Origin of the sequence: Aeromonas sp. QDB14, from assembly GCF_027707845.1 — a bacterium.
GTDB lineage: Bacteria > Pseudomonadota > Gammaproteobacteria > Enterobacterales > Aeromonadaceae > Aeromonas > Aeromonas caviae.
The window spans coordinates 20,268-30,052 of the sequence record NZ_JAPCJD010000054.1 but is presented as its reverse complement, the minus strand read 5'-3'; the positions used below and the strand labels follow the sequence as shown (position 1 = coordinate 30,052).

Below are 9,785 nucleotides of genomic sequence, written 5' to 3'. Positions count from 1 at the left end.
CAGGGCGGTGAAGATATCAAAGACCCGTTTTCCGGTAAATCGCAATGCGGCTCCGCTTAAGTGAACAGCATTGCGGTCATTGACCGGCCTTTTTCATGCTTCCCTTCTCGGGATCAAGAGGCTTTTCAGCTTCTCTTCCGGCAGGGCAAGCTCGTCATTGTGGTTGACACCGATACCGCGCTCCAGCACATGGCGGGCGATGGCATGGGCCTCTTCCAGCGAATGCATGCTGTAAGTACCGCACTGGTATTCGTTCAGCTCGGGGATCTTGCCCTGATCCTGCACGGTCAGCACGTCGCTCATGGCGGCCTGCCAGGCAGCGCCAACACGGGCTTCATCCGGCGCACCGATCAGGCTCATGTAGAAGCCGGTGCGGCAACCCATGGGAGAGATGTCGATGATCTCCACCCCATTCCCATTGAGATGGTCACGCATGAAGCCGGCAAACAGATGCTCCAGAGTATGGATGCCGCGCTCGGAGAGGATCTCCTCGTTCGGCACGCAGAAACGCAGGTCAAACACGGTGATGGTGTCCTTGTTCGGGGTCTGCATGGTCTTAGCCACCCGCACTGCCGGGGCGGCCATGCGGGTATGGTCGACGGTAAAACTGTCCAATAACGGCATTTCTGACTCCTGATTTGGTTACCAGAACCAGCCCCCGCTGGAGAGCTGATCCTTGCATTGTCGATACTGGGCACCGTAGCGCTGGGCACGGGCCTCCACCTTGCGGGAGACCTTCATCAGCCATCCCTTGCTGCGGTAGCTGCCACGTCGGTAGCCCCCCCAGCCTTCGTGATAATTGAGATACTGGCCATAGGCATCCCACTTGGACGTGCCGTTGAGCCGCTGTGCCTTGTGAGTGTACCAGCCCATGAAATCGATGGCGTCGGCAAAGTCGTCGCGATCGCTCCAGCCGTTGCCGGTTTCCCGCTGATAGTCGGCCCAGGTTTCGTCTTTCACCTGGGCATAGCCGTAGGCTGAACTGGCCCGCCCGGTGGGGATGAAGAGGAAATACTGCATCGGCGGCTGGGCATCATGCACGAAGGAAGATTCTTGGTACATCATGGCCATCACTACCTGGACAGGTGTCCCCCACTTCTCGTTCATCTTGAGCGCCGCCTCGTGCCACTCGGGTTTCTCCCGAAAGATCTGGCACAGGTTTTCCGGCTGGGCCGGCGGCCGGGTACTGCACGCGGTGAGCGCCATCAGGCACGCCGCCACGACCCCGATACGGTAAAACGACATCAGAGCGACAGACTCTTGCTGTTCATCACAGGGCACATCCACCACATCAGATCGCGTCTTCGTTCTCTTCACCAGTACGAATACGAATGACGCGCTCCACCTCGCAGACGAAGATCTTGCCATCACCGATCTTGCCGGTACGCGCTGTGTTCTGGATGGCTTCCAGGCAGGCATCGAGATCCTCGTCCTGCACCACCAGCTCCACCTTGACCTTGGGCAGGAAGTCGACCATGTACTCGGCACCGCGATAGAGCTCGGTATGCCCCTTCTGGCGGCCGAACCCCTTGACCTCGGACACTGTCATGCCGTTGATGCCGATCTCGGCCAGGGCCTCGCGCACATCGTCCAGCTTGAACGGTTTGATGATGGCTTCAATCTTCTTCATGGTGACTCCTTACCAGTTCTGTTTGCCGAACCCGGATGTGATGGGATAGCGGCGGTCCTTACCAAAGTTGCGAGCCGTGATGCGGGGGCCGACGGCGGCCTGACGGCGCTTGTATTCGTTGAGATCCACCAAGCGGATCACCTTGCGTACCACCGCCTCTTCGAAACCTTCCGCCACCATGTCGGCGACAGACGCATCCTCTTCCACGTAGCGCTTGAGGATGGCATCCAAGATGTCATAGGGGGGCAGGCTATCCTGGTCCACCTGATCCGGTGCCAGCTCGGCCGACGGGGGACGATCGATGACCCGCTGCGGGATCACGTACTCCACGCTGTTGCGATATTCGCACAGCTTGAAGACCAGGGTCTTGGGGACGTCCTTGAGCACATCAAAGCCACCCGCCATGTCGCCATACAGCGTGGCGTATCCCACGGCCATCTCGCTCTTGTTGCCAGTGGTCAGCACGATACGGCGGCGCTTGTTGGACAGCGCCATCAAGAGCACGCCGCGGCAGCGGGCCTGCAGGTTCTCTTCGGTGGTGTCGCGGGCGGAGCCTTCAAACAGAGGTGCCAGCTGGGTCATGAAGCCTTCGAACATGGGTTCGATGGAGATGATGTTGAACTCCACCCCCATCCGCTCGGCCTGCTCCTTGGCATCCTCCACGCTCATCTGGGCGGTGTAGCGGAACGGCATCATCACCGCCTGCACCTTTTCCGCCCCGATGGCATCGGCCGCAATGGCCAGGGTCAGCGCCGAGTCGATACCACCGGAGAGGCCCAGCACGGCGCCCTGAAAACCGTTCTTGGTGACATAGTCGCGCACCGCCAGCACCAGGGCCTGATAGGTCTCGGCCAACGGCTCCAGCGGCGCCGAGGGTTCCCGCTCCTTTACCGGCTGACCATCGGCAAAGCGCACCAGCGCCAGCTCTTCGGCAAATGGAGCAAGCTTGTGGGTCAGCTCGCCCTGGCTGTTGAACACCTTGGAGCAGCCGTCGAAGATCAGCTCGTCCTGGCCGCATACCTGGTTGAGGTAGATGAGCGGCAGGCCGGTCTGATCGCAGCGTTCCGCCATCAGCTCGCGGCGGATCCAGGGTTTTTCCTGATCATAAGGAGAGGCATTGATGGTGAGCAGCAGCTCGGCCCCCGCCGCCTTGGCGGCCAGCGCCGGACCCGGCTGCCAGAGATCTTCGCAGATGAGCAAACCCAGCTGATGGCCACGGAACGGCACCACACAGGTATCGGTCGCCGCAGTGAAGTAGCGCTTCTCGTCGAACACCCCGTAGTTGGGCAAGTCCTGTTTGAAATAACGTGCCCGCAGTTGCCCGCGCTCATAGAGAGACGCCGTATTGTAAAGCGCCCCCTCTTCGCGCCAGGGATGGCCCACCAGAATGGCACATTGGCCCTGCCATGCCGCGATGCGGGACAGCGCGGCCTCGACCCGGACCATCAGGTCGGCGCGCAGCAGCAGATCCTCAGGCGGGTATCCTGTCAGGGCCAGCTCGGAGCAAACCAGCAGATCGGCCCCTTGCTGATCGGCATGGGCTGCTGCCGCCAGTACCTTGTCACAGTTATCTTCGATGGCGCCTACCGTCAGATTTAACTGGGCAAGCATCAGAGAGAGGGCTTTTGCCATGGCGATGCATCTTGAATTCGAAAATGATGGGGAATGATAAAGAAAAGGCGCTGGCTGTGCCAGCTCAACACTTGGGCTTTGCGCTGGTGTTCTGGCTGTCTGGAGATAAGATGTAACTAATCGAGGGAGATATTGCCATGATCAAGGACGAGAAAGGATTCACCCTGCTGGAACTGATGATTGCCGTCAGTCTGGGGGTCATCTTGCTTGGCATTGGTGCACCGGCCATGTCGAGCCTGCTCAATGAGAATGCCTTGAAATTTGAATCTCGCACACTCTTGAAATATCTGCGTTTTGCTCGTAGCCAAGCCATCGACAACCAGCAATCTGTCACTGTGTGCCTTGCCAATGCCAGTGACAATTGTGTCACCGCCAATCCGACCCAATTCCTCGTGTTCGTCGACGGTAATGGCAATGACATTTTCAATAACGGTGAGCAGATCCTGGCAAGAAGCCCTCAGCTATCTGACTCGCTGACTGCTGCAAACAATCGAACTTCCACTACCTTCAGCCCTGATGGCACCAGCCTGGGTACCAATGCCACCATCACGCTGTGTCGTTCAGGAAATGCCCAGATAAATCTGGTCATCTCTCCCTCCGGCCGCACCACCCAATCTACCCAGGCAAATATCTGCCTCTGAATGAAGTCCTTCGCTATCGCAGTTGACGGGCATCCTGTTGCTGACCCTCTTTTGACTGGAAATTTTCCTCCGCAGTGCGGCATTCCAGGATTTTCTTCACAGGCTGTACCGCACCATCCACCTCGTATCCTCTTTGTTTGAATTTATCCTGCACCGCCTTTGGCGTGTTGTCTGCCACAGTACCGTGCAGAACAACCTTCTGGCCGTTAACCAGCTCGACATAACATTTTATGTCATCTGCCAAGACGGACCCGGATAACAAGAGACACAAACCCAACACCCCGCTGCGTGTTTTCATTGCGCCTCTCCTTCGTAGAGGTAAATTTTCTTGGGCGACATATCCATCTCAGCCTCCTCTGCCCCCTGGTTGCACTCTCCCGCTCCGGTACAACGCTCTGGCTCGCCATCCCCTTCATCTTTCAGGATGACCTCTTCCCCGACACCACCTCCAATAATGCGGATCTTGGCATCGTCTCCTGCATGCACCACCAAATCGTCGGCAACCTTGTTCTGTACTTCGACATAACGCTCAGGTGTCTGGTTGCCTTCAAGATCAACCACATAACGGAAGGAACTGCCATAATGCATGTCTACCATGTATTGCCGTGCAGCCCCGATGGATTGAATGGTGCATTGCTGGAACGACTGCACTTGCGGCAGGAACGAGGTGAAGTAAAGCTTGCCCTGAAGTACGACCCCGGCCCCCATGGATTTCTCACCCGGTTCGTTCAACCAATTGACCCACCCTTTGGCAGTGGTAATTCCCGCCTTGGTCGCCAATATTCCATCCGTGTTTGTCTGGGCAGACAAAGGATCAGAGGTCACATCATAAAGGTCAGTAATCAAAATGGGGCTTCTCGCCAGCGCATTGGCGGCACGCGGCACGACATCGTAATCACGCAACATGAAATAGCCATTGCGGACAGTCGCTTCCGATGAGGGGCGATTGCGGTCTCCACTCCCAATCAGCACTGCATCAAAGGGACGATCCTGATAGGAATAGACCACATTCCCTCCCACAACGGTGCGAGTGACCTGCTTGTTGATGGTACGCACCACGATAGGCTGGGTGAAGAAACGGCGATCATCGGCTTGAGTGACATCCGACCCCAGGCTGGCAAATTTGAAGACGCGCCAGTCAGATTTGTTGGTGCCAGGGAGATCCATGCGCCAGATATTGCCCCCCGTATCACCCACATAGATGCGATCGACTTTGCCATCACCATCGCTGTCAAGCGTAGCTACCGATCCGGGCATGCTGTCGGTCATCTCCGTGACCCTGAGGTTGCTGGTTGAAGTCGCTGCTGGGGTCGCACTGAATATCAGCGCCCCTGTATCGGCATTGACGATGTAGATACCTCTGCCCATGCTGTCACTGGTTCCCAATCCCAGCACGCTCTTGTTCACGTCATAACCGCCAGCAAAAAAAAGCACGGGATCACTGACTCCCGGCACAAACGCGACTTCCGGCACCGACCAGGTCAGCCCCAGCTCACCAAAACCAGTCGTCAGACTGTTCAGACGCCATTTCAGTGTCGGCGTATCCGGGCTGGAAACGTTGAATGCATAATAGGCTTTGCCGCCGCTCCTCAAGCCGGTGAATACCCAGACAAAATCGCTCTCCGAGGATTTCAGCACCCCGTTGCGATTGGCATCTTTGATAAGGGCCACCGGAGAAGAGTCAACACCGTAGATATGTTCGGCTGATTCCGCATTGAGACGCAGCGCCTTCTGATTGGCCATGAACTCATAAGGTATCGCCGCCCAGCTTTCGTCTATGGTGCTCCCCATGTCCTTGAACATATGCAGGAAACCGGCATTGGTCCCAAACAGAATACGCAAGTCCGGTGCATCCGTCGGGTTACCGGATTGCGGGCCATAGTTCAGCACCAGGGGACGGGAGTGCAGGGGGTCACCCATGATATGGGCGCGGATCAGGGTTGATGTATCAAAGTCCTCATCGTCGACATCCAACCCCTTGGTCCAGTTGATCAGGGAATCGAGTTCAGTCGTCGTAACTGCCTGCATGAAGGTCATGAGCGCGGCTTCACTGCCAGCCTGCGTTACCAGATTTGCCTTGGTCAGCTGATCGAGACGGTTCTGGGCATTGTTGATGACATAGAGGCTGCGGTTGCTTTTCCCCGCCAACATCTCTTGCGCCCCACCTTCGGCCACAACGTTCCCGTCACGGCCGGATGACCAGAAAGTCTGGGCACTGTCGATGATGGTGCCATCAAACTTGATAGCAGGCAGTCCCCGGCTGTCAGCCACATAACCGTCAGGAGAAAAGATCAGTTTTTTCAGATTGCCCCGCCATCTGGGACCATCATCCGGCTCAAACATGGCGTAATAGATGTTGTTGAGACTGCGTGTCCGGTCAAAGTTGTTGCTGGCAATGGCGGGGGACACCAGCGAGGTATTGATCCGCAGGATCGCTAGCAGCGATGCCTTCAACGCATCACTCAAGGCAGAGGCGTTGGTTGCCGGATAATAAACGCCGCCACCACGACGGGCAGTTTCAGCAAGCAAATTACCGGCCCCGCTTATCGCCTCGTCACCAAACCCGACGGTAAAGGTCGTGACTGTCTGGGTACCAGGGGAAACGGCATTCACATCCTTGTGTTTCATATAACCCGCCAATGCGGCCAGATAGCTGCTGGACCTGTTCCCTGACCCATAAGTAACGGTAGTGCCATAAGCCGCTTTTTCATCGCTGGACAATGTATTTATCAATCCCTGGACAAAGGTATTGGCATCCCCATCCTGAGTCGGCTCTCCATCGGTGATGTATATGACGTAACCGTTGTTTGAGCAGTTGTCATAGGGGGCTTGATAGGTACCTGTTGGGCTTTCGGCGGTCGTATCTCTCGTGCCTCCTTGCAAGCCATAAACAACGCTTCGTCCCCCGAAGAAGCGATACGCCTCACTCAACGTCTCGCATAATGGTGTGTTGGTACTGGCAGTCAGTCCTTCGACCCTGTCGAGCAGGTCTTGTTCTCCGGTCTTGCCATTCGACAACGTGATCTCGCTACCCAGAATATCCCGGACAACTCTGCCGCCATTGGTACTGCTACTGTCATTCCTGTTGAAAATAGCCAGACCAAAATCAACCCCGGGGGCAGATGATATCAATCCTTTGACTGCATCTTTGGCAATACGCAGCCGGGATTCTATAGAATAACCCGTAGGCCCGTAATACCACCTGATATAGTTGGCAGAATAAAGCACCACGGCCGTATTGCTGGCATTAACAGAGTCTCTTGTTGCCGCTGTATAAAACCATGAGCCTTGATTATTGCTGGTTTTATTGACCGGATACCCGGTGCCAACACTCCAAGTACCTGTGTATGGGTTGGCAGGGTTATTTGCGGTCACATCCTGCTTGCAATCGACCAAGTCGATGTTGTTTTCCTGATAACCACTAATTGAATACCAGCTTCCCCTCCCTCTCCCGGGAGGGTTGCCACTTGTCACTTCATAAGTCCAGACTTGCGACTGAAAATAACCGATACTTGCAAGAGGTCCCTTGGAGGTGGCACAAGCGTTCAGTTTGTCGGAGAAACGCTTGTTGCTATTAATAGCGGGAATGCTCCCATCGGTTGAAAAATAGATATATCGTTTAGTATTGCTTGTGTCGGGATCATTGCTCAAGGCTGGATAGACAGTCGCTGGATTATAAGCTTCCTTTATCTGTTCCATGGTGTCAGCCATACTGCCGGAGTTATCAAATATCAACAGCACTTTAGGTCTGAAATCACCAGCCTTATTAAAGTCGTATATAAAAAGCTCGGTGTCATCGGCTCGTGTTGACGTCATGCCAAAAACAAGACTGCACCAGCATAAAATTGAACCGAATCGTTGTAACCACATATCCTTCGCTCCTATTTTGTGAGCAGTGGCTGTTCCACACCCGCAGTCCAGGTCAGCGGGCGAGAATATTTTCCATAATTGACACCGGCCTGTAGCTCGACATATTTGCATACAGGAATCACATTGCTGCTGGCATCCACCTTGCGTTTGCAGACAGTTTCCGTGCGATTGGTGAGGGCCACACTGGCTGAATTATTGCTGCTATTGACACTGATGGCAGCACTAGCCCCCAGAGCAGACCCCATGCCTGCAATCACCGTCGATATGTTATTGCTCTGTACCGCCGCTTCGATGATGCCTTCCAGTCTGTGTTCTGCCTGCCTGAAATTGGCCGCAGAGCCTGCCATCTTGAGATCCTGCCCGGAGGACTGCATCACCACCACGGCGATCAGCGTCAGAGGTACCAGGATGATCAGAGCGACGATCAGGGCAACGCCATGCTGAGACCTCATGAACCACCTCCAGTCATAACCACCGGGTTGCGCAGCGACACGCTGCTCTCCAGCAGCAAACGACGAAATCCATCCCCATTGCCTGATACGCTGGTACTGCCTACCTGATAGATGTTGTTGTTCACATAGCTGCTGGATGCTTGCGACGACCGCACCAGAATAAAGACACGGGCAGCAACGACACGCCCTTCGCTCCATTCCTGCTCGGTCACGTTTGTAGACGCGACATAGCGATCAATGACCCCATCGGCAACAGGAGTGTCGTCAACACCAAACAGCACCGTCATGCGCTCAATCCCTTCCGCCATGGGGCCTCCGATCAGAACCGAGCCCCCATTGGCAGTCAGGTAACGCTTTCTCAGCTCCGGGTTGCCTGAGGCATTGGGAGCGAGATAATAGATAAAGTGCTGGTATTCCCAGAGCTGACGAGCCGGCATATCTGTCATCGTGGGCACTGTTTCTCCCCCTTTGAACATCAGCGCCGCTTGCGTCGTAGTAGCAAGATAGAAGCGATTGCCAGTAGCTGCGGCATCGGCCAGGGGCTGCCCAATCAATCGCTTGATGCTGATGACATCCGTATTGGCAACACGTGACGTCACGGGAATACAGGCAAAAGCCCCCCCGTTAATCGCCCTGTTGTTGTCCACCCGCGCGACCCAGACCCCCCGATTTGTTCCCACGCTGGGCGGCAAGCTGCCACGCCCCAAATTGTCCAGACAATCGTTCGCCGAAAGCACCGCAGACCCGCTGCTGAGAGTCACGCCTTGCCCCGTTGCCATGGGGGAACCGGTGTAGTCCCCCCAGAAGCCCGCCCACTTCAGGTCCTGTGTCACCAGACGCATCGCAATACGCCCGTTCTCCTGCAACTCGCTCTGATCGAAAGCATCCTCCGTTGTGGCACGGGAAGCCACGAAGATGCTCAAGCCGCCACCGACCAGAAATACGCCGATCAACATGGCAATCAGCCATTCAATCAGGGTGAAGCCACGGGCATTCATAGTGTGGTCGTCAGTACGAACTGACGCCTCTGTCTGTCTGCCGCATTACCCAACCCACAACTGTTGCGCACCGCGGCCACTGCAACGGCACCATCGGACAAAGACTCTCGCCCCTGCCAGAAGATCCCTATGGTCAAACTGTTGTTGGCGCCACGAATCACGCAGCCGACCGGAGATTGCAGAGGTGACGCGGCACCGGATACTGCGGTTCCCAGCAGGGACTGCTGCCAGTAGAAGAGGTCCAGTGCCTGCCGCTCTGCCCTGCTGCAATCCGACATGGTGCCATTGTTGTTGGCACAGCTCGGCATATCCAGGATCGCGTTGCCGGATACCACTCTCGTTCCCTGACCAGCCCAGCTGTCTTTGTTGATCCTGGCGCGTTCCACCAGATCATTGGCTAGCCAGTTGGCGATGGTGCGCTGACGCGCTTCGTAGCTGGAAAACTTGGCGGTGACCTGCATGGCAACCAATCCCAGCAAGCCGAAGGAGAGCACCACGGCCGCAATCAGCACCTCCAGCAGGCTGAATCCCCTTATGTGTCGATGACGCAGTGGTTTCATCG

The 9,785-nt window shown here is 56.0% G+C and carries 10 protein-coding genes; 1 reads left to right on the top strand and 9 read right to left on the bottom strand.

Annotation, left to right across the window (positions count from 1 at the left end):
* Positions 1–93: 93 nt before the first annotated feature.
* From luxS to PG887_RS16005, 4 genes are read right to left on the bottom strand one after another with little or no spacing between them, the layout of a single operon-like run.
* Entirely contained in the window at positions 94–624 is a 531-nt protein-coding gene (gene luxS / locus PG887_RS16020; RefSeq protein ID WP_270822251.1) for an S-ribosylhomocysteine lyase, read from the bottom strand.
* A gap of 18 nt (positions 625–642) precedes the next feature.
* Positions 643–1,245 carry a transglycosylase SLT domain-containing protein gene (locus PG887_RS16015; RefSeq protein WP_042014883.1) on the bottom strand — a complete coding sequence of 201 codons (603 nt, stop codon included), beginning with the start codon at positions 1,243–1,245 and terminating at the stop codon, positions 643–645.
* A gap of 46 nt (positions 1,246–1,291) precedes the next feature.
* On the bottom strand, positions 1,292–1,630 hold the full coding sequence (gene glnB, locus PG887_RS16010; protein ID WP_005308848.1) for a nitrogen regulatory protein P-II: 339 nt from the start codon (positions 1,628–1,630) through the stop codon (positions 1,292–1,294).
* A 9-nt stretch (positions 1,631–1,639) separates the two neighbouring features.
* Complete coding sequence (locus PG887_RS16005; RefSeq protein ID WP_104455246.1) at positions 1,640–3,262, bottom strand: NAD+ synthase; 1,623 nt, start codon at positions 3,260–3,262, stop codon at positions 1,640–1,642.
* A 137-nt stretch (positions 3,263–3,399) separates the two neighbouring features.
* Between PG887_RS16005 and PG887_RS16000 the strand changes: the two genes are divergently transcribed.
* Positions 3,400–3,903: a GspH/FimT family pseudopilin gene (locus PG887_RS16000; RefSeq protein WP_010673109.1), complete on the top strand. Its 504-nt coding sequence runs from the start codon at positions 3,400–3,402 to the stop codon at positions 3,901–3,903.
* A 13-nt stretch (positions 3,904–3,916) separates the two neighbouring features.
* On the opposite strand, the gene PG887_RS15995 is transcribed toward PG887_RS16000, so the two are convergent.
* From PG887_RS15995 to pilV, 5 genes are read right to left on the bottom strand one after another with little or no spacing between them, the layout of a single operon-like run.
* Positions 3,917–4,201: a TapY2 family type IVa secretion system protein gene (locus tag PG887_RS15995; protein ID WP_041210962.1), complete on the bottom strand. Its 285-nt coding sequence runs from the start codon at positions 4,199–4,201 to the stop codon at positions 3,917–3,919.
* A complete protein-coding gene (locus tag PG887_RS15990; RefSeq protein WP_411859088.1) occupies positions 4,198–7,773 on the bottom strand; it encodes a pilus assembly protein in 3,576 nt (1,191 codons plus the stop codon). The genes PG887_RS15995 and PG887_RS15990 overlap by 4 nt, the downstream gene beginning before the upstream one ends.
* Positions 7,774–7,784: 11 nt before the next feature.
* Complete coding sequence (tppD, locus tag PG887_RS15985) at positions 7,785–8,225, bottom strand: type IVa pilus pseudopilin TppD (RefSeq protein WP_270822248.1); 441 nt, start codon at positions 8,223–8,225, stop codon at positions 7,785–7,787.
* Complete coding sequence (locus PG887_RS15980; RefSeq protein ID WP_104455244.1) at positions 8,222–9,223, bottom strand: PilW family protein; 1,002 nt, start codon at positions 9,221–9,223, stop codon at positions 8,222–8,224. The genes tppD and PG887_RS15980 overlap by 4 nt, the downstream gene beginning before the upstream one ends.
* The gene (gene pilV, locus PG887_RS15975) at positions 9,220–9,783 is read right to left on the bottom strand and encodes a type IV pilus modification protein PilV (protein WP_270822246.1); all 564 of its coding nucleotides are present in this window, start codon (positions 9,781–9,783) and stop codon (positions 9,220–9,222) included. Before pilV ends, PG887_RS15980 begins: the two co-directional genes overlap by 4 nt.
* Positions 9,784–9,785 lie beyond the last annotated feature (2 nt).